The sequence below is a fragment of the Streptomyces sp. NPDC006476 genome, assembly GCF_040612015.1.
GTDB lineage: Bacteria > Actinomycetota > Actinomycetes > Streptomycetales > Streptomycetaceae > Streptomyces > Streptomyces griseorubiginosus_B.
On the sequence record NZ_JBEXPK010000109.1, the window covers coordinates 1 to 19813 of the forward strand.

20 protein-coding genes are annotated in these 19813 nt (G+C 68.3%); 6 read left to right on the plus strand and 14 right to left on the minus strand.

What is annotated here, in order from left to right; translation table 11 throughout:
- Window positions 1–1101 precede the first annotated feature (1101 nt).
- The gene (locus ABZZ74_RS48310) at window positions 1102–1542 is read right to left on the minus strand and encodes a DUF3592 domain-containing protein (protein ID WP_356950495.1); all 441 of its coding nucleotides are present in this window, start codon (window positions 1540–1542) and stop codon (window positions 1102–1104) included.
- Window positions 1543–2153: 611 nt separating this feature from the next.
- Between ABZZ74_RS48310 and ABZZ74_RS48315 the strand changes: the two genes are divergently transcribed.
- Together ABZZ74_RS48315 and ABZZ74_RS48320 are read left to right on the plus strand one after the other, a co-directional pair.
- Window positions 2154–2561: a hypothetical protein gene (locus ABZZ74_RS48315; RefSeq protein ID WP_356950496.1), complete on the plus strand. Its 408-nt coding sequence runs from the start codon at window positions 2154–2156 to the stop codon at window positions 2559–2561.
- 37 nt (window positions 2562–2598) lie between these two features.
- Window positions 2599–2880: a hypothetical protein gene (locus ABZZ74_RS48320; RefSeq protein ID WP_356950497.1), complete on the plus strand. Its 282-nt coding sequence runs from the start codon at window positions 2599–2601 to the stop codon at window positions 2878–2880.
- Between the two features lie 188 nt (window positions 2881–3068).
- On the opposite strand, the gene ABZZ74_RS48325 is transcribed toward ABZZ74_RS48320, so the two are convergent.
- The 3 genes from ABZZ74_RS48325 to ABZZ74_RS48335 are packed head-to-tail and all read right to left on the minus strand — an operon-like array spanning window position 3069 to window position 3838.
- A complete protein-coding gene (locus ABZZ74_RS48325; protein ID WP_356950498.1) occupies window positions 3069–3485 on the minus strand; it encodes a hypothetical protein in 417 nt (138 codons plus the stop codon).
- A gap of 5 nt (window positions 3486–3490) precedes the next feature.
- Complete coding sequence (locus ABZZ74_RS48330; RefSeq protein ID WP_356950499.1) at window positions 3491–3640, minus strand: hypothetical protein; 150 nt, start codon at window positions 3638–3640, stop codon at window positions 3491–3493.
- 33 nt (window positions 3641–3673) lie between these two features.
- The gene (locus tag ABZZ74_RS48335; RefSeq protein ID WP_356950500.1) at window positions 3674–3838 is read right to left on the minus strand and encodes a hypothetical protein; all 165 of its coding nucleotides are present in this window, start codon (window positions 3836–3838) and stop codon (window positions 3674–3676) included.
- A gap of 267 nt (window positions 3839–4105) precedes the next feature.
- Between ABZZ74_RS48335 and ABZZ74_RS48340 the strand changes: the two genes are divergently transcribed.
- The gene (locus ABZZ74_RS48340) at window positions 4106–4771 is read left to right on the plus strand and encodes a class I SAM-dependent methyltransferase (RefSeq protein WP_356950501.1); all 666 of its coding nucleotides are present in this window, start codon (window positions 4106–4108) and stop codon (window positions 4769–4771) included.
- A 125-nt stretch (window positions 4772–4896) separates the two neighbouring features.
- On the opposite strand, the gene ABZZ74_RS48345 is transcribed toward ABZZ74_RS48340, so the two are convergent.
- The gene (locus ABZZ74_RS48345; RefSeq protein WP_356950502.1) at window positions 4897–5889 is read right to left on the minus strand and encodes an alpha/beta hydrolase; all 993 of its coding nucleotides are present in this window, start codon (window positions 5887–5889) and stop codon (window positions 4897–4899) included.
- Between the two features lie 133 nt (window positions 5890–6022).
- Window positions 6023–6946 (minus strand): SDR family oxidoreductase, encoded by a 924-nt coding sequence (locus tag ABZZ74_RS48350; protein ID WP_356950503.1) that lies wholly within the window; start codon window positions 6944–6946, stop codon window positions 6023–6025.
- Window positions 6947–7084: 138 nt separating this feature from the next.
- On the opposite strand from ABZZ74_RS48350, the gene ABZZ74_RS48355 reads away from it, so the two are divergent.
- Window positions 7085–7705, plus strand: a complete 621-nt coding sequence (locus tag ABZZ74_RS48355) for a TetR family transcriptional regulator (RefSeq protein ID WP_356950504.1) — start codon at window positions 7085–7087, stop codon at window positions 7703–7705.
- Between the two features lie 613 nt (window positions 7706–8318).
- Here the strand turns inward: ABZZ74_RS48355 and ABZZ74_RS48360 are convergent.
- From ABZZ74_RS48360 to ABZZ74_RS48395, 8 genes are all read right to left on the minus strand, one after another.
- Window positions 8319–8642 (minus strand): 2Fe-2S iron-sulfur cluster-binding protein, encoded by a 324-nt coding sequence (locus ABZZ74_RS48360; protein ID WP_356950505.1) that lies wholly within the window; start codon window positions 8640–8642, stop codon window positions 8319–8321.
- 1 nt (window position 8643) lies between these two features.
- Complete coding sequence (locus ABZZ74_RS48365) at window positions 8644–9885, minus strand: FAD-dependent oxidoreductase (protein WP_356950506.1); 1242 nt, start codon at window positions 9883–9885, stop codon at window positions 8644–8646.
- The gene (locus tag ABZZ74_RS48370) at window positions 9882–11171 is read right to left on the minus strand and encodes a cytochrome P450 (RefSeq protein WP_356950507.1); all 1290 of its coding nucleotides are present in this window, start codon (window positions 11169–11171) and stop codon (window positions 9882–9884) included. The genes ABZZ74_RS48365 and ABZZ74_RS48370 overlap by 4 nt, the downstream gene beginning before the upstream one ends.
- A 40-nt stretch (window positions 11172–11211) precedes the next feature.
- On the minus strand, window positions 11212–12555 hold the full coding sequence (locus ABZZ74_RS48375; protein ID WP_356950508.1) for a D-arabinono-1,4-lactone oxidase: 1344 nt from the start codon (window positions 12553–12555) through the stop codon (window positions 11212–11214).
- Window positions 12556–12603: 48 nt separating this feature from the next.
- Window positions 12604–13875, minus strand: a complete 1272-nt coding sequence (locus ABZZ74_RS48380; RefSeq protein WP_356950509.1) for an MFS transporter — start codon at window positions 13873–13875, stop codon at window positions 12604–12606.
- 42 nt (window positions 13876–13917) lie between these two features.
- Window positions 13918–15120 (minus strand): amino acid deaminase/aldolase, encoded by a 1203-nt coding sequence (locus ABZZ74_RS48385; RefSeq protein WP_356950514.1) that lies wholly within the window; start codon window positions 15118–15120, stop codon window positions 13918–13920.
- Between the two features lie 115 nt (window positions 15121–15235).
- Complete coding sequence (locus ABZZ74_RS48390) at window positions 15236–16207, minus strand: SDR family NAD(P)-dependent oxidoreductase (protein WP_356950510.1); 972 nt, start codon at window positions 16205–16207, stop codon at window positions 15236–15238.
- Window positions 16179–17150: an SMP-30/gluconolactonase/LRE family protein gene (locus ABZZ74_RS48395; RefSeq protein ID WP_356950511.1), complete on the minus strand. Its 972-nt coding sequence runs from the start codon at window positions 17148–17150 to the stop codon at window positions 16179–16181. The genes ABZZ74_RS48390 and ABZZ74_RS48395 overlap by 29 nt, the downstream gene beginning before the upstream one ends.
- 143 nt (window positions 17151–17293) lie before the next feature.
- On the opposite strand from ABZZ74_RS48395, the gene ABZZ74_RS48400 reads away from it, so the two are divergent.
- Together ABZZ74_RS48400 and ABZZ74_RS48405 are read left to right on the plus strand one after the other, a co-directional pair.
- Window positions 17294–18835, plus strand: coding sequence for an aldehyde dehydrogenase family protein (locus ABZZ74_RS48400; RefSeq protein ID WP_356950512.1), 1542 nt, complete (start codon window positions 17294–17296; stop codon window positions 18833–18835).
- A gap of 40 nt (window positions 18836–18875) precedes the next feature.
- Window positions 18876–19682, plus strand: a complete 807-nt coding sequence (locus ABZZ74_RS48405; RefSeq protein WP_356950513.1) for a class II aldolase/adducin family protein — start codon at window positions 18876–18878, stop codon at window positions 19680–19682.
- The last annotated feature ends 131 nt before the right edge of the window (window positions 19683–19813 follow it).

Below are 19813 nucleotides of genomic sequence, written 5' to 3' on the forward strand. Positions count from 1 at the left end.
GGCCTGGTCTCCGACCGCACCGCCCTGCGCTAATCACCCAACAGCCAACCCGCCAGGCCAGCACGCTCCCACCTCAGTCGTGCACCACGTCGTTACGTCGGCTTCGCCAGCCAAAACGCTCCACGTTCCCACCCCCCCCGTTGCCTGCCCAGTTGACCGCGATTGTGCCGCACCGGTCAGGACCGCACGAGGGGGGTGTGCGTGACGGCGACCGGTGGCTGGGGAATCTCAGCGCGTCGGTCTGTCCACCTCCAGGCAAGGGGTGGGGTTCCAGGCGTCATCACAGGAATACGACAGCCACGGAACAAGTGCTCTGCGCCAGTACCGCTGCGGACGGAGGGCCGATGCGACCCCTGCGAACGGGGCTTCGAGCCCAGCCCCGACACCGTCATGAATCCGGCGCCGGCCGCGCACGAGCTCGCCGCCTGACACACCTTCGCGAAGAGGAGCACCCCGTTGACCGTAACCCTGCCCGAACCACGCTCCGCCGGCGTTGCCCCCGCGTCCCGCATGCGAATCGACCGCGTCCGCGCCTCCGCCGGACTCGTCCAGCTCGCCCTCCAGCAGATCGAAGACGAACGCAGGGCGAGATCGACGCCCGCGAGCTCGCGCAGATCCTGCGCGAGCTCCACCACGAGGACCACCGCCAGGACGGCGTCTTCGGCTCCCTCGCGCAGCTGCTCACCGTCGCAGCGCAGGCCGCCGGACGGATCGAGCCGGACCGCGACGGCGAGATGTCCTGTCCGCTGCACGAGGCCGCCGCGCTCATCACCGACAACGCCGGTCTGCAGACCTACTACGGCACCCGTTCTCTTGACCCGCAGGGAGAAGCCGAACAAAGACCTTCCGCCTGGACAACGCGCTGCTCGTCAGCACGACTATCCCCGACCCGTCGCTGGTCGTCCTGATCGGCGCGGCCGGGTCGGGCAAGTCGACGTGGCGAGCACCTGGCCCGCCACGCAGGTCCTGGAGCTCGCCAGGTTCAGGGCCCTGGTCAGCGACGATTCCTTTGCCAAGTTGTGCGTGGTGGGTGCTCGCTCGGCTGGGGGAGCCTCGAGGGACTCGTGGCGAGGGCAGTCCGGTCTTCAGATGCGGAGGGCGTCAGTGCATCGAGTCCGAGTTCGCAACGACGATGAGGAAGATGGCGAAGGCGATGAACCCAGTAACGAAGAGCAGTGCGCAGCCCGTGCTCGCGGCGAGCTTCCCCGGTGCAGGGACCTTGGCGGTGGCGCGTTCGGGGTGCTCCGGCAGATAGTGCACCGTCACGATGTCCCCCTCGACCCTGGTTGACGGCCCGCCCGTCTCGTCGAACCGGATGCCGCGCCCGTCCCGGGTCGCGAACTCGTAGACGTGGTGCAGCGTTGTTCTCACGCTGTCTCCGCTGCGGCTGGTCGTCGTGTACGACCTGATACACCGTGCATCGGCCGTGATTCCGCTGGACCAGGCCCTGCTGACTTGACGAGAACGGCGGAGCACGACGACGGCGCCGTACACCGCAAGGGCGATCAGAAGGAGGGGGACGATGCTGAACAGAACTGCCATGGGATCCCCCCAGGTCGTACCGCTTGCCCTGAATGATCGGTGTACCGGGGAACGTACCCGGAGGACCCTCGGATCCGCTGCGAAGCACGTCAGAACTCCGTCATGTTCACGCTAACGGACTGTCGTTGCGATGCTGAACTGGAGTATTGACGGTGCCGATGTAGCACCCGGTCCGCCGCCACCAAACGATCCTCAGGGCACCTCGAACGCATACCAACGCGGCACGCATCCAACCCTGCTCGATCCGCTTCAGCACGTCGATCCAACAGTGAGCGGCTACTCGACCAGACGGGGCCGCCGCGCAGCGCCTGGTCCGGATCGGCGTGCCGAACCTGCACTACGTCCGGCAGGACCACGCGGTCGAGGACGCTGGTCGGCGTGGACGGTCGCCGATGAAGCGTCGAACTGGCTGGCAACTCCGCCATGACGCTCGCTCACCCCAGGGGCCCTGGCCGCAGGACGAAGAACAAGGACACCAGCAGCATGAGTTCGGACTCCTTGATCACTCAAGGCGGCTGGCAACTCCTGGACAACAGAGGTTTCCTGACGGGTCGTCGGGTAACTCGGCGGCCGCTGGCCGGGACGGCCCCGGCCCGGAAGGAGTTTCGATCATGAACCGGACCCGGATACGTCGCCGGGCGGCCGCTGTCCTGGCGAGCGCGACGGCAATGGCCGTCCTGCCCTCGGTCACCGCGGCGGCGGCGCCCGCACAGGCCCAGCCCTGCGTGCAGAAGGTGGCCGTCGTCAACAACGCGGGCTTCGTCCTCTCCTGGGCCGCCACCGCCCGAACCGGCGAACAGTCGGCCCCGACCGACAAGTACCCGATCAACCAGACCAGGGTCATCGACCTGTCCACCACCTCATTTGCGGAGGGCACCGACGTCCGTCCGTACGTCCAGGCGGTCGGCGGGACCAAGGAGTTCGGCAGCTCCTACGTTTCCTACTGTGACAACGCTCAGACGGCCACGTACACCGTCACCGGGACCACCTTTGACTACTCGGTGACCCTGCTGACCTGACCGGCTTCCCAACGCGGCCGTCAGGATGAACTGGCTCATGCCCGAGGGCGTGGGCACCGGATTCGACGGAATGGCGACCCCAGCAGAACCGGTCGCTCACCTGCGGACCCTGACCCGCGGCTACGCCGGGAGCCGGTGCTGCCTGCCTGTCCTGGGCTCGATCGTAGCTGGCCGGGTCAAGGCGGCTCGCCGTGTCTTTCTCGCGCGATGGGAGCGTGCGTCGCACAGCGTCGAAGCCCGGCGTGAACCGGTCGGCAAGCGCGTCACCGCCAGCATCGCGCTGTCCGAAACCTCGTACGACGCTGCCGTCGATCAATGAAGTCCGCCGTCCGCAAACTATCCAGCCGACGGGGCGTCCCGGCCTCAGGCCTTGAGGAGAAGCTCGGTGGTGGCATGGCTGCCGCGCACGTGGTGCGCGCCCTGTTCGGCCTGCCCGCGCCGGCGGGGGAGGGGGCGCTGAGCCCGGGGGCCGCTTCCGGCGGATCAACGCTTCCCGGCCGGATGGTGTCAGGCGGTGGTGATGCTGGCGAGGGCGCTTTGGAGTCGGCGGACCGCGTCTTCGGCTTCCGCGTACTGCGGGGGAGTCGGTGCGACGGCACCGAACGTGGGGCCGCCTTCGGCCGGCACGGCGCGCCAGTGCAGGACTGGCGTGAGTGCGGTAGCAGCTGCGCCCAGGAACCAGGCCAGGCGTCCATGAACGTGGGCGAGCGCGATGGCCACAGCAGCGAGTGCCTCCCGCAGGTGCTCCAACCGGTCGACCTCGGACAAGGTCTGCTGGGACTGAGGGGTGCCCACGGCGACGTGCAGGTCGGCGGCGGCCTTCGCCGCGACGGTACGGTCGGCGGGCGTGGGGACCCACACCTGATCACGGATCAACCGTTCGGCTTCCTCCGCAAGAGCCTCGATGACCGCCCGCATGTCCATGCCCGTCATCCTACGGATGAGCCATCTTGCATATCAGCGGTAGGGTTTTCGCCGTCCGCAGGGGTGGGGAGGGGGAAGAGAAGGTCTTCGAGGGCATCCAGGGCGAACAGGGCCGCCATCATCAGGATCGGCATCACGAGCGCGAGGACGAGCATGGGACCTCCCCGTGACTGTCGGCCTGGGGCCGATCAGGGGCCGGTCTCCAGGGTGCGGCCGAACGGCTGACGGCGCATGTCGTAGCCCAGGCGCAGGGGTCCGGCTCTTCGCGTGGCGGCATGTCCTTGCGCACCGTCGGGCAGGAGCCCACGTCGGGACTCGGCGAGCATCGGCACGATCGGAGGGGTCAGGACCACACCGCAACATGTACGCCGCACTGGCCTGTAGTGCGCGCTGAACTGCGCCGAAAAGGCCAGGTCCGCGGCGTCCCCCTGAACAGGACGGATGGCAGGGAGATCATCTCTCCGTACTTGCGAAGGGCCGCCGATCACGTGTGGTCGGGCGCTTGAGTTGGCCGCTCTGAGTGTCACAGTTGGCCACGTTCCGTGTCCTCAGCCAGAAGGAGTGTCCTGGTGAACTCGATCGTGCAACCGGACGGAGTCGCAGGCGAGTGGGCGGATCGAGTGGCCGCCGTACGCCGCAAGCTTGCCGAGTACGGGCCGCCGCGGAGTCCCGATGGCGGTCCGGACTTCGCCACGGTCACGCTGCCGGAGCGTGACTGTGATCAGGTACGTGACTTCCTGGTGGCCGAGCGCGTCGGCACGGTCGTCGAGATTGGACTCGCCTATGCCAGCTCGGCGCTGGCGATCAGCGAGGCGCTGCTGCGCACCGGTTCACGCAACCTGCGGCATGTGGTGATCGACCCGTTCCAGTTCACGGCGTATGACGGTGTCGGGTGGGAGCTGCTGCGCAGCGCCGGCCTGGAGGACATCGCCGAGCTGGTGACCGAACCATCGCAGCGGTTCCTTGCCCGGTTGGCCGACGCGGGCTTCGCCGCGGACGCGGCGTTCGTCGACGGCAGCCACCACTTCCACAACGTGTTCGTCGACCTCCACTTCCTGGGCGAGATCGTCCGACCTGGCGGCGTCGTGCTGCTCGACGATGTCTGGTGGCCATCGGTCGGCGCTGCCGTGGCGTACTTCGAGACCAATCTGGGGTGGCGTCCGATACCGGGCGCTCTGGCCGGCGGGAGCGCCGCCCCGGCCAGCGGCCGGGCGCGGACCGGCGCCTACCGGCTGCCCGATCCGCGCCCGACGCCGGACTTCAAGGAGTTTCGGCCGTTCTGTTGATTCGGGTGGGGCTCGCGAGGTCTCGCCCGAACGTTTCGGATGCGCCTCCGAGCTGAGCGGGGTGGCAGTCGGCTCGGAGGCGTTGGTGGGATTCCGCACAGGATGCAGGCCGTCAGACCTGCCTGTTACGAGGCGGTCTGCGTTGCCGGGGCCTTCGTGAAGTGCCGGACGAGGTAGTCGTTCAGGGTGTGGTGGAAGCTCGTTGCGAGGTGGGACTGCGGGGCGAACATGTCGAAGGCGTGGTAGGCGCCGGGGTAGAGGTGCAGCTCGACGGGGACGCCGTGGGCGCGCAGGCGCGCGGCGTAGTCGAGGTTCTCGTCGCGGAAGAGGTCGAGTTCACCGACGCCGATGAAGGTCGGGGGCAGACCGGCGAGGTCGGTCGCCCGGGAGGGGGCGGAGTAGGGCGTGACGTCCTTGGTGCCGGCGCGGTCGCCGAGGATCGCTTGCCAGGCCAGGATGTTGGTCGAGGGGTCCCAGATGCCGATGTCGGTTATCTCGCGGCTGGAGTCGGTGGTGTTGCGGTCGTCGAGCATGGGGTACATCAGCAACTGGAACAGGGGGGTCGCCTCGCCGCGGTCACGGATCAGAAGGGCAGTGGCGGCGGCGATGCCTCCGCCTCCGCTCTGGCCGGCCAGGCCGATGCGGGTGGGGTCGAGGCCGAGATCGGTCGCGTTGTCGCTGATCCACCGGTAGGCCGTGTATCCGTCCTCGGCGGCGCCGGGCGCGGGGGTTTCCGGGGCCAGCCGGTAGTCGACGCTGACAATGGCGCAGCCGAGTGCCGCGGACAGCGGCTTGAGCCAGGGTGTGTCCTGCGCGGCGAAGCCGAGCACCTGCCCACCGCCGTGGAACCACACGAGGACCGGCAGTGGTCCGGGCGCGTTCTGCGGACGCAGCAGGACGATGGGGACGTCGGGGCCTTCGGCGCGCGGCACCTGGATCTCGTTGGCGGTGACGGTGGGCTCGTCGGGGATGGTGGCGGCGATGGATTCGGCGAGCGCGCGGACGGCCTGGCGGGTGGCGGGGATGTCGGTCAGGTCGAAGACGCCGTTCGGGCCGATCGGCATGGCCTGGAGTGCTGCGGCCAGTTCGCTGTCGATCGCGGGACGGGAGCGGGGCATGGTTCTTCCTTCGAGGGGTGGGGTCTGCGTCAGGGGCACGGGAGCGTGGTCAGGCCGTCGGTGCGGCGAGGTGGTTGCCGCACTCCAGGTTTTCGAGCAGGCCGGGGCGGGGCGGGATGGAGATGGGGCGGGTTCAGGCTGTGGTGGTGGCCGGGGCGTCGAAGTAGTGGCCCTGGCCGAGGTCGTCGAGGAGGCCGGGCTGGACGGGCTTCCAACCGAGGAGGTCCTGGGTCAGCGTGCTCGAGGACGGGTTGTCGGCCTGGGCGTGGGCGCTCAGGAAGCCGAAGTGGGCCTCGGCCTCGGTCGGCGGGATGCTGACCACGGGCAGGTTCAGCCCGCGACCGATGCCCTCGGCGATCTGGCGGAAGGTGATCCCCTCGTCGTCGACGGCGTGCAGCCGTGACCCCGCCGGCGCGGATTCCAGCGCCAGCCGGTACAGGCGTGCCGCATCCAGCGTGTGCACGGCGGGCCAGCGGTTGGCCCCGTCGCCGACGTAGGCGGAGACGCCCTTCGACCGGGCGATGGAGATGAAGGTCGGGATGAAGCCGTTGTGGTCGAGCGTGCTGTGCACGGTCGGAGTGAGCCGGACGACGGACGAGCGGACGCCGCGTTCGGCGAGTGCGACCACCGCGTTCTCGGCGTCGATCCGCGGCCCCGCGTCGAGCGCGTAGGCCTCGGTGAGGGCGTCCTGCAGTCCCGCGAAGGCGAACAGCACTGTTCCCGACGTGGTCACCAGAGGCTTGCCGGTGCCGGCGAGCGCGTCCCCGAGCGCCTCGATGGCGCGCAGATCCGCTACGACCGCGCCGTCGAAGTCGCCGGCGAACATGGCGTCGTGCTTGAAGGCCAGGTGGACGACGCCGTCGGCCGCGGCGGCGGCCGCGGCGAGGCCGTCGAGATCGTCGAGGTCGCCTCGGTGCACCTCGGCACCGGCAGCCGTCAACGCGGCGGCGGACTTGTCCGAACGGGCCAGGCCGACGACCTGGTGCCCGGCTTCGAGGAGTTCGGGGACGACGGCGGAGCCGATGTGTCCGGAGGCTCCGGTGACGAATACGCGCATGGTGCGTGCCTTCCTGCTGCGGGTTCCCCACCGGGGCGGAGAGTCCTGATGTCAGTTCGTGACATCACCGTAGCACCGATGTCAGGACCTGTCATCACTCTGATGTCAGCTTCTGTCATCGCGGTGTAGGATCGGAGCATGAGCCGATGGAAACCCGACGCACGAGGCCGCCTGGAGAAGGCGGCGCTGGAGCTCTACAACCACAAGGGCTTCGACGCCACCACCGTCGCGGAGATCGCCGCCCGCGCCGGGCTCACCGAACGGACCTTCTACCGGCACTTCGCCGACAAACGGGAAGTCCTCTTCCCCAGCGCCAGCCCCCTCCCCGACATCCTCGCGGACGCCGCGGCCACCGCCCCTGCCGCTCTCCCGCCACTGGAGGTGGTCACCCACGCCCTGATCGAAGCCGCTCCCGTCTACGAAGAGCGCGAGGACCTGGTACGGCAGCGCCAGGCCGTCATCGCCGCCAATCCCGAACTCCAGGAACGCGAACTGGCCAAACTCGCCGCACTCGCCGCCACGCTCGCCCAGGCGCTGCGCGAACGCGGTCTGGAGACCACCACCGCAGCGCTCGCCGCGGAAATCGGGATCGCCGCGTTCAAGGTCGCCTACGAACAGTGGGTCAACGACCCCGACCAGCACACCCTCGCCCAGCGCATTCGGGGAACCCTGGATGCCGCCAGGCACCTCACCGCGCCCGCCGAACACGTCGCCGCGACCGACGACGTGAGCTTCACAGGCCAGGGGAACGTGGCATGAATGCGGTGGGCATCCGGAGCAAGGGGCCTGGGGTGGCCTTGTTCACCGCCTGCGGCAGGACCCTGCCCGTCGGCTGATCCGAGGTGGGCGTCACGGCAACCTGGCGCTCACTCTCTCCGGTAGCTCGACGCAGAGTCGGCAACACACTTCAACCGTCCGCAGAACCGGTGCGCGCCGCGGTGCTGGATGTTGCGGGCGCCGACCGCGCGCCAGGGCGCCAAAGGGCCGGGTCGCAGCCGGGCCGCGGTCGCGGAGCGACGAGCGCAACGAGCTGGGCGGCGGTGCACTCGTGTCCCTGCTCCAGGCGGCGGATTTTCTGAGCCGCCCGGTCGGAGACGCGCGCGTTCGCGGATTCTTGCAGGGGCCAACCTCTGTACCCGCGCGTTGTCCCTGGTTGGGGACAGGAACGGGGGCGGGTTCGTCCGTGCCTGCAGGGGATGAGGGCTCGTACGCGCCGGACTCTTCGGGGGCCGTATCGTCTTTTTGCCCGCCCTGTGACTCTCGACTCTCCCGGTCGACGTCGGCGTGCCGTTCGTCGAGCTGCTTACTCAGCCAGGTGAGCCCGGCACCGAGCCGGCCGAGCCACCCTGGCACTCAAGACATGGCCCGTTCCTTAGAACTGAGTGTCAGGAATGTGTACTTCCATCCCGGCCATGTCGGCCGTCACAGGGATTTGACAGGTGAGGCGGCTGTTGGAGGTGCGTGACGCCGGTACCCCCTCGAGGATCATCTCCTCGTTTTCATCAGCCGGAGGGAGGAGCGGCAGGTACTTCTCGTCGATGTAGGCGTGACAGGTTCCGCAGGAAGCGCAGCCGCCGCAGTCGCCGATGATGCCGGGCACGAGATGGTCGAGTGCCGCTTGCTTGAGGCTCTGACCGACGACGGCCTCCACGGGGTGCGGTGTTCCGTCGGCCTCGATGAACCTGATCACTGGCACGTCAGGCACGCCTTTCTGCGGTGGATTGGTGTCGCTTCATCAGTTCGGACAGCGGGAGGTCTTCGGAGGCGGCTTCATCCCCGGTCATGGCGGCCCGCGCCGTGACGAGTTGCCGGGCGGCCGTGAAATCCCGCGGCCGGTTGACCGCGTGCAGGCCGGTGATGATGCCGTTGCGCAGATACACCACGCTGAAGGAGTTCGATGACGGGTCGCCGCGGACGACATCTGTGTCGCCGGTCTGCGGCAGGCCGGCCATCTGGATCTTGTGGTCGTACTGATCGGACCAGAACCAGGGCGCCGTGAAGCGCTCGGTCGGCTTTCCGCACAAGGTCCGGGCCGCGATTCTGGCCTGGTCAGTTGCGTTCTGAACGGATTCGAGGCGTACGCTGCGGCCGAGGAACCCGTGCCACTGTCGCGTGCAGTCGCCCGCGGCGACGATGTCGGGGTCCTCGGTCCGGGCCACGGCGTCGACCAGGACACCGTCGTCGATGGCCAGTTCCGCTGTGGCGGCGAGGGTGTCGTTCGGAGCGATCCCCACGCCAGTCAGGATCAGGTCGGCTCTGACCATGGTGTCATCGCTGAGCTCCGCAAGGAGGGCTCCGTCGCGCCGGGCGACGCTGCGGACGGACACGCCTGTGCGCAGATCGACACCATGATTGCGGTGCTCGCGTTCGACGAAGGCGGAGACGGCCGGTGGGCACGTCCGGGCCAGGACGCGCGGCTGGGCCTCTACGAGCGTCACCGCGATCCCCATGTCGGTCGCGGCGGCCGCCGTCTCCAGGCCGATGAATCCGCCACCGACGATCAGGATCGTGCCACCGGACTGCAGTTCCTGCCGCAGCGCGATCGCGTCGTCGAGGTGATGCAGAGTCCTGCCTGCGACGTGGCCGGAGCCGAATCGGAGGGGACGCGGACTGCCACCGGTGGTGAGAGCCAGCTTGCCGTAGCGCAGCGTGCGCCCGTCGGCCAGGGCGACGGATCGTGTCCGGCGGTCAATCCCGACCGCGGCAGTGTCGAGTTCGACCTCGATGCCGGCGTTGGTGTAGGCGTCCAGGGCGCGAGTCCGCAGTGCCTCCTGCTCGACCTTGCCGCGCAAGAACGCTTTGGACAGGGGCGGACGCTGGTAGGGCAGATGGCGTTCGGCCCCGACCAGGACGATGCGGTCGCTGAAGCCGGTCTGCCGGAGCGCCACGGCCAGTTCCGAGCCCGCCTGACCTGCCCCCACGATGACGACGGTGCTCATTTGCTCACCCGTCGGAGGGTGAGCGGCAGTTTCGCCATGTGCCGCATCAGAGAGTGAGGCACCCACGCGGGCTCGTTACTGGCCAGCGTGATGTCGATGTCGGATGCGGTCAGCGCGGTCACGACGGTCTCGGTGAGCATCCGGGCCACGTTCCTGCCCGGACACAGATGGCCGCCGCCGCCGAAGGTCGTGCCGTGCAGGATCGGCCGGGTCAGCTGGTAGCTGTCGGGGTCGGCGAACACCTCGGGGTCACGGTTTGCCGCCGCCCAGACCATGACGACCGGGGTGCCGGCGGGGATGAACACGCCCTGGTGCTCGACGTGCTGCAGGGCCAGCCGCTGACTGACCATCAGCGGCGATTCCAGACGGGTGCCCTCGAAGAACGCGTTGGTGACCAGCGACTGGTCGGCCCGGACCTGTGTATGCGCCGCTGCATCGACCAGCAAACGGTAGACGACGTTCACGATCGCCACGCCGACCGTGTGGAAGCCGTCGAAGAAGTTCGCGGCCACCAGCGTCCCGATGTCCTCAGGCTCGCCCTCGAGGTCGATCGCGGCGAGGTCGGCTGCCATGCCGAGGAGCATCTCATTGTCCCTCTTGGCCCAGGCTTTCCGAACCGCGTCCCCGACCACGTCCATGTAGGTCGCCACAGCGGAGAACATCCGCTGGGACTGCTCGGGGGAGCGGGTGAGCAGGAAGGTCAGGTTCATCTCCTCCATGAGTTCTTGGACGTGTGCCGCCTGGTCCCTGCTCAGGCCCAGTTGCTCGGCCCAGAAGCGGGTGACGAAGCGCCCGGCGAACTCATGGGAGAAGTCGATCTGCTCCCGTCCTGCGCACTCTTTGACGAGTTCCTCTGCGAGGCGCTGCGCGGCCGGGACGAAACGCGTGATGCTTCGGGGCGTCAGTTGCCGGACGAGGATGTTGCGGCTGGGCTGATGCAACGGGGGGTTGGAAGTGAACACCTGATTCCGCAGGAACTGCCCGAAGCCGGCGGTCTGCTCGGGGTCCGGTTTCACGCCGGGCCCGGAGCCGAGATCCATCTCGGTCGCCATCCAGAACAGAACCTCTGCCGGCATGTTGCCCATAGCCGGATTCGCCGCCAGTGCCCTGACGTCCTTGTTGCGCAGGACGACAAGGCTGTTCTCCGGGCCCTTGAGAAGTCCTGTTCTGTCTTGGCGTATCAGCTCTCGGGCGGTCTCGATGAAGTCGCGGGAAAAGTCCTCGAAAGACATGAGGTCGTCAAGCGCGGGAAGGTCCGTCACCGGCGTCGGTTGGGCGGAGGACATACGTGTTACCACCTTCGGGTTGCGTCACGGGAAGGCTGGGTCAGTCGCCCAGGACTCGTCGCAGGTACTCGTTGCCGAAACGCCGGTCAGGGTCCAGTCGTTCGCGCAATGCGGTGAACTCGCCGAAGCGTGGATACGCCGTCGCCAAGTAGTCGGCGTCACGTGTGTGCAGCTTGCCCCAGTGCGGGCGTCCGCCGTGCGCGGTGAAAATGCGCTCCGCCGCTGCGAAGTATTCACGGAAGGGCATGCCCCGGTAGGTGTGGACGGCGATGTATCCGCTCTCCCGGCCCGACGCTGTGGAGAGGGTGATGTCGTCCGCGGGTGCCGTACGCACTTCGACGGGAAAGGTGATCCGCAGATCCGAACGGTCGACGATGGCCTTCAACTCGCGCAGTGCGTCGATCAGTGCCTCGCGCGGGAGGGCGTACTCCATCTCGATCATCTTCACGCGGCGTGGGGAGGTGAAGACTTTGTACGGGATGTCCGTGTAGGTGCGGGCGGAAAGAGCCCGGCTCGACACCCTCGCTATGGCCGGGACGGCGGCGGGCACGGCCCGCCCCAGCGAGTTGGCCGCCTGGAAAACACCGTTGGAGAGGAACTCGTCCTCGAACCAGCCTCTGAACCGGCCCATCGGGGCGAGCGGACCTGTGCTGCGGTTGTTGCGCAGGGTGTTGCAGTTTCCGGTGTGCGGGAACCAGTAGAACTCGAAGTGCTCGTTGGCCGCCTGGAGTTCGTCGAAGGTCGCGGTGACCTTGTCGAACGTCATCGGTTCGTCGTGCGCGGTGAGAAGGAACAGCGGTTCCACGGCGAACGTGATGGCACTGACAACCCCGAGCGCACCCAGCCCGATGCGCGCAGCGGCAAGCACGTCGGGGTGCTCCTTCTCGGAGCACGTGAGCAAGGAGCCGTCCGCCGTCACCAGTTCAAGGCCGCGTATCTGGGCCGCGATCGCGGCCGAGCTGCGGCCGGTGCCATGAGTGCCCGTACTGGTGGCGCCGGCGACGGTCTGCTCCATGATGTCGCCCATGTTGGTGAGTGACAGTCCTTCCAGGGCCAGGGCGACGTTCAGGTCCCTGAGCCGTGTGCCCGCTTCCACGGTCACGGTTCCGGCCTCCCGGTCGAGGGAGCGAATGCCGGTCAGGCGGTCAGGCCGTATCAGCACGCCCTCGGTCGCGGCAGCGGCGGTGAACGAGTGGCCGCTGCCGACGGGCTTCACCGGCAGGCCGTCCTCGGCCGCCTCGCGCACAACGGCGCAGAGCTCATCGACCGAGGCGGGTGCGACGTCCCTCACCGGGCGGGCCATGACGTTCCCGGCCCAGTTCCGCCACACACTCCTGTTCGCGCGGTCCTTGCCCGCGTGCGCGCCGTAGCGGGTTGTTGCCATGTCTTTCCTCTCCCCTCGGTGAGCTGGGCGGTGGTGCAATTCGCGTATCTAGCGGACGGAACGGATGCGGTAGACGAGGACCGCTCCGACGGCGGCGGCCGCGCCCACGAGCGCGAAGAGAAGCGGGTAGCCGTGTTGCGAACTGATGATCGCTCCGGCGATCAACGGGGCGATTGCCGGGGGAACGACGGAGCCGATGTTCATGATGCCGAGGTCCTTGGCCCGGCTCTCGGCGTCGGGGAGCACTTGTGTGATCAGAGCCTGGTCGACGGCCATGTACGCACCGAAGCCGCCGCCCATGAGAGCGGATGCCACCATCATGACGGTGAGGCTCGGGGCGCTCGCCAGCAGGAAGCCGGAAGCAGCCTGGAGCAGCGCCGCCAGAGCGACGAAGATCCGTCGTCGGCCGAGGCGGTCGGACAGCACACCGGCGGCGGCGGTGGCCAGAAGGCCGGCCAGGAGATAAAGAACGGTGCAGACCAGCAGGCTGCCGGCCGGATCGGTAACTTTGAGACCGTCGGTGAGGAAGTAGAGCGTGTAACACGTGCCCAGCGAGTTCGCCAGATTGACCAGGAGCCGTCCGCCGAAGGCCCAGGCGAATTCCCGGTTCCTGAGCGAGCTGCCCATCGACGCGAGCAGTTCCCCGATGCTGAGCGGCGCCTCGACGTTGAAGGCGATGTCGCGATGGGCGGCCAGGAACGGCACCAGGCAGACGATCAGCAGGACCGCGATGACGGCGAACCCGGACATCGGGGAGAGTTCGAAAGCCGACACGAGGGCGATGCCGACGACCACGCCGAGGGCCTGGGGACCGTAGATGGCGCTGGAGATCATGCCGCGCTGGTCTTCGGGAACACGGTCGGCGATGATGGCGGTGAGCCCGGCGGTGGCCGCGCTGAGACCGATCATGCTGGCCGCCCACGCCACGACCACGCCGGTCACGGTGGTCTGCGCGCCGGTGACGATCAGCCCGACGGCGAAAGCGACAGCGCCCGCCGTGAGCCAGAGTCTGCGCCGGCCGAAGCGGCTGAGGGAACGGTCGCACAGGGCGCCGCACAGGGGCAGGGCGACGAGCGCGACCAGCCCGGAGACACCGTTGACGACGGCGAAGTCGTAGACCTTCGAGGCCGGATCGATCGCCTCCAGCTGCTGGGGGAGCAGCAGCTGGAGGGGGACGAGGTTTGCCATCCAGAAGCCGAACCACACCAGGCCGTACAGACTGGTCCAGCGGCGCGAGACGGGCTCGGCCGGTCCTTGGCCGGTGGCCGGGCCGAGGGGGCTTGCAAGGGCAGGAGCGGGGGAGTTGAAGTCGGGGAGCATCGGGCCTCCGGGAGAAGGTGGGCCGCGGATGGGGCAGATGGGTCAGAGGAAGGCGTGTCCTTCACCCCGGTACGTGGGGGCCTGGCCGACGATTTCGCCGCCGGACACCAGGTGGAGGGTGTTCACCCGCTCGCACAGTTCGCCGGCTTTGGCGTGCCGGAACCACACGTGGTCCCCGAGACACAGTCCGTGCGCTGCCGGACCGAGCACCGGCGTCTGCACTTCCCCCGCTCCTTCCAGCGGGTTCATCCGCAGGCCCCGGGGCCAGCTGAGGGTGGGCAGACGGTCGCGGCCGGGCGGGCCGGAGGCGACCCAGCCGCCCCCGAGTACGGTGGCGATCTTGTCCGTGGGACGGCGTACGACCGGCATGACGAAGTAGGCGGCGGGCCGGGGACGGAAGCGTCGGTAGAAGTCGAACAACCCCGGCCCGTACAGGCCCGAACCCGCGCCGATCTCGGTGATGACGTGCTCGGCCGAGGTCTCCTCCACGGAGCCGGTGCCGCCGCCGTTGACGAACTCCAGCGGGGCCACGGTCTCGACCGCGGCGATCGCGGCGGCGCGCCGGTCGGCCAGTTCGCGTGCCGACAGGCGCTGCATGGCGCGGAGCGCGACGCGCTTGAGAGGGGATCCCGGCTTGTTGTCACCCATGCCGGCGATCTGTCCTTCGTAGGACATGACCCCGGCCAGGTGGAACCCCTGACGGCTCTGGATCGCCCCGGCAAGCGTGACGGCCTGGTGCGGGGTGTGCACGGGGGAGCGGTACGGGCCCAGGTGGATGCGCCCACCGGCCAGTTCCAGGGACGCGTCCAGATCGATGCACAGCCGCAGACGGGGACGGGCGGCACCGACGGCCTCGTCGATGAAGTCCAGCTGGGCCACGGAGTCGATCATGAGGGTGACGCGTGAGGCAGCCCGCTCGTCCTTGGCCAGCTGCTGCAACGCGGTGCGGTCCGCGCTCGGATAGCCGAGGACCACGTCCTCGTGGTCCTCGGCCAGCCACAGGGCTTCGGGCAGGGTGAAGGCGAGAATGCCCCGGTAGCCCTGGCGCTTCAGGACACGCTGGATCAGATCGCGGCTGCGGACCGACTTGCTGGCCAGGCGGATCGTGGCGCGGCCGCCCGTGCGGTGCACCAGATCGCCGGCGTTGGCGTCGAAGGCATCGAGGTCCACCACGGCGAACGGCGGATCCAAGTGCTGGGTGGCCCGCTCCAGTTGGGCCATCCGAACCTCGCTGAAACCGGCCATGGCAGAGGCGGCCGATTTCACGTCCGGCCAGGACGCCACATGTGCGCTCACATCCGCACCCTTTCTCGGTAGTTCAAGTGGACCCGCCCGCGGTAAGCGGCGGCCGGGAACCGCGTCAGACGGTCGAGCGGTCCGAAGGCCGCGCCGCATCGGACCGGTGACAGCCCGCGGGGGCGATGATTCGCTCACGCTGCTTTCTTCCCTTGGCCTCGGCGAGCGGGATCACCCACCGCATCAGGCGGGGGAAGACGCCGGCGATCCGCTGGACACGTCCGCCCAGGGGAGGGAACACCACCTCGACCGGCTTGGAAACGATCGCGTCGACGACGGTCTTGGCGATCTCCTCCGGTGCGTAGGACTTCTCGGCGAAGGAGATGGCGCAAGCAGGGTCGGCCAGTTCCTGTTCAAGCATGTCCGTGCGCGTGGACGGAGGATGAATGATCGTGAAGTCCAGTGGCCCGTCGCGTTCTTCCAGGGCCACGCTGTGGTGAAAGGCCCGCAGCCCGTGCTTCGAGCCGCAGTACGTCGCGTATCCGGGGAGCGGCAGGAACGACGTCATGCTGCAGACGGTGATGATGTGGCCGCGGCCCTGCGCGGTCATCCGCTCGATCGCCGTGCAGGTGCCGGTGATGGCGCCGAGCAGGTTGACCTCCAGGATGTCGCGGTGCTGCCCGGGGCCGAGGCCACTTGCGTGGCCGGTGTGGGTGATGCCGGCGTTGTTGACCAGCACGTCGACGCCTCCGAACGCGGCCTCCGTCGCTTCGAAGGCCCTGACCCACGCATCTGGATCCCGGACGTCCAGGACACAGCCGGCGGCCCGGCTGCCCAGACTGAGCGCCCTGGCCTGCACGGCCTGCTCGTTGACATCGGACAGCATCACGCGGTGACCGCGTTCGACCGCCGACTGCGCGATCGCGGCCCCGATGCCCGAGGCTGCGCCGGTGACGAGAAGGACCCGGCTGTTTTCAGACACTTCACTCATGGCCAACAGAGTCTCCTGGTCGAATGTCCAAGTCAACTGTCCGATTCGAGATTGTCCTCGGTTGTTACCTGGGGATTTACAGCCGGAGCATCTCGATGCGACCACCGTTCAGCTCTGCGGCACGGACGGGATCGTCGGTCGGCACGGTCGCGGCGAACAGGGTGCGCCCGTCCTGACCTGCGATCAGGCAACTCAGGGTGTTCTGGCTCGTCGTGACCCGGTCCAGGACGCGGCCGCCCTCAGCCACGCGCACGCATTCGCCGCGCAGTGCGTTCGCGATCCACATCGTCTCGCCGTCGCTGTGCCAGGCGATGCCGTCGGGGGCGATCGGTGAGGCGGAGCGCTTGGCGACGGCCGGGTGGTCCAGCAGTGCCGAGATCCTGCGGGTGATCCGGCCGAGAAGCCCTGGATGGTTCACCGCATGCCACAGGAACGGCGAGACCAGCGGGGCCCAGGGGCGCGGCTGCCCGAGTGTGCCGTCAGGGAGCACGGGGAAGGCGGTGAGCCGCATGGCCAGGGTTTCGGCCGCCACCATGGTGGTGCCGTCGGCCGTCAGGACGCATCCGTTGGGGAAGAGCACCGGCTCGGTCACCCCGAGCAGGGTTCCGTCCGCGGCCAGGCATGCGATCGGTGCCTTCGTCGGGCCGGGCGGCGCGTAGAGCATGGCGTTGGCGTGCTCGCGGGCGAACGCGTGGTAGTCAAAGCCGAAATTGCCCACGTATGCACGCCCGTGCGGGTCGACGAGCATGTCGTTGACCGGGCCGCCGACCAGGTGCCGAAGATCCGCATGCTCGACGAGCTCGCCATCCGGCTCCAGCCGGTACACGACGCCTCCGTCCATGGAGGCGACGAGCATGCGCCCGTCCGGAAGCCAGCCGAGCCCGCCGGCCCGGCCGGGAACCTTGAGGACCGTCTCGCCCTCTCCCGTGCCGTCCCAGCGGTGCACCGTGCCATGCGCGAGATCGGAGAACCACAGGGCTCCCTGATGCCACCGCAGTGACTCGGGAACGCCGAAGCCGCTCAGCGCGACCGATGTCGTCCGTTTCATTTCAGCCGCTCCTTGGTGACGGGCCTTGGGCGTGGTGTCCCTGCCGCAAAACAAGTTGGTCATCTGTACAAGACGCTTGACTTGCACGGGTGACCGTCTCATTCTGGGCAAACCGAAGTCAACGTTCCGGCAGGAGTTTTTCCGTGGCTCAGACTCGATCGCTCACGCCCGACGGCGCCCGGGCGGACGCACACATCGCAGTGGACAACCCGGCCACTGGAGAAGTGGTCGGCCACGTCGCAGACGCGTCGGCGCAGGGGGTGGCGCAAGTGGTCGCACGAGCCCGACAGGCACAGCCGGGCTGGGCTGAACTGAGCGCCCGAAGCCGCGCGGAATTCTTTACGCGCGGTCGCCAGTGGCTGCTGACTCACCGGCAAGAGATCATCGACTCCATCGTCGCGGAGAACGGCAAGACCGAAGAGGACGCGATCGTCGAGATCGTCTACTGCGTCAGCGCCTTCGCCTACTGGGCCAAGCGTGCACGGCACTACCTCGCCGACACGAAGATCCGCTCGCTCTCGCCATTCGTACTCGGCCGCAGCATGTACACCCGGCGGGTCCCCCTCGGTGTCGTCGGAGTCATCGGCCCCTGGAACAACCCGTTGATCAACTCCTTCGGTGACGCCATCCCCGCCCTGGCCGCTGGCAACGCCGTCGTCCTCAAACCCTCGGAGTACACACCGCTGACCGCGCTGCTCATGGAGAAGATGACCCGTGAGTGCGGCTGGCCCAAGGACGTCTTCCAGGTCGTGACCGGTGCCGGCGCCACCGGCCAGGCCCTGGTCGACGCCGCCGACTTCGTGATGTTCACCGGATCCACGAAGACCGGCCGGGCCGTCGCCGCGCGGGCGGGCGAGCGGCTCATCCCGTGCTCACTCGAACTCGGCGGCAAGGACGCTCTGATCGTGCTGGCCGATGCCTCGCTGGAGCGGGCGGTGAACGTCACCCTGCACGGTGCTCTGTGCAACGGGGGGCAGATGTGCACCTCGGTGGAGCGCGTCTACGTCGAGGAGCCGGTGTACGACGCGTTCGTCGCCAGGCTGCGCCAGCGGTTCGAGGAGGTCACCTCTGGCAGGCCGGCAGGGCTGGGCAGTACCGATGTAGGCGCCATGACCTTCCCGCCTCAGATGTTGATCGTCGAGGACCACGTCAAGGACGCTGTGACCCGAGGAGCGCGCGTACTTGTGGGGGGCCACGCCGCCCCCGGCCCGGGCCGGTTCTTCGAACCAACGCTGCTCGTCGATGTCGACCACACCATGAAATGCATGCGTGAGGAGACCTTCGGACCCACGCTGCCCGTGATGAAGGTCGCAAGTGCCGAAGAGGCCGTCCGGCTCGTCAACGACAGCAGCTACGGCCTGCAGGCCTCCATCATCAGCTCGAACATGAAGCGTGCCCGACACCTCGCGGAGCGTCTCGAGGCAGGCTGCGTCACCATCAACGACGCCCAGACCAACTACATGGCCTTCGGCCTGCCCATGGGCGGCTGGAAGGAGTCGGGCCTCGGCGTACGGCACGGCGCCGAAGGAATCCGCAAGTACACCAGGCTCCAAGCCGTCAGCGTGAACCGCTTCCCGATGCGCCGCGACCTTCACATGATCCCGTTCGACCCCTCGGCCTACCGGTCCATCCTGCGCCTGGTGGACCTCATGTACGGCAACCGCCTGCGCCGCCGGAACAAGTAACCGCGCCATCGCCCACCAGAGCACGAAAGGCCAGATCCCGATGACCACGACACCCGCGGCCCCGCACATGTCCGTCGGCGCCATGCCCGAAGGCGTCACCTTGCCGCTGCCCCAGCAGAACTTGAGCGTCGAGGAGGAGCGTCAGGTCCGCAAGCAGGAACTCGCGGCCGCCTTCCGCCTGTTCGCCCGCTTCGGCTTCTCCGAGGGCGTGGCCGGACACATCACGGCCCGCGATCCGGAGAACCCCTCGGCCTTCTGGGTCAATCCCTTCGGGATGTCGTTCAGCCAGATCCGCGTCTCCGACCTGATCCTCGTCGACCATGACGGCAAGCTCCTGGAGGGCAAGCGCCCGGTCAACAACGCCGCCTTCTGTATCCACTCCGAGGTGCACCGGACCAGGCCGGATGTGGTCGCGGCCGCACACACCCACTCCCTGCACGGCAAGGCCTTCTCCAGCCTCGGCGTCCCGCTCGAGCCGATCACCCAGGACGCCTGTGCCTTCTTCGAGGACCACGGCATCTACTCCGACTACCGCGGAGTGGTGAACGACACGGAGGAAGGCCGACGAATCGGTGTGGCACTGGGTGACGGAAAGGCCGTCATCCTGCAGAACCACGGGCTGCTGACCGTCGGGGCCTCTGTGGCCGAGGCCGCCTGGTACTTCATCACCATGGAACGCTCCTGCCAGGCCCAGCTGCTGGCCATGGCCGCGGGCGAACCGAAGCTCATCGATCCGGAAACGGCGCGGATGGTGAGGGACCAGATCTCCGGCCCCCTCCCGGGCTGGTTCCAGTTCCGCCCCCTGTGGGATCAGATCACCGCGGAACAGCCCGACCTTTTCGACTGACACGACGCGCTGATCCAGGGAGCCAGTCGGGTGGGTGGGGGGGGGGCCGCCCCCCCGCCACCCGCAATTATGAGTGTGGCGCAGGGGCCGGGGGCGTGTGTGGGAAGGGGGGGTGGTGTGTGGGGGATGTA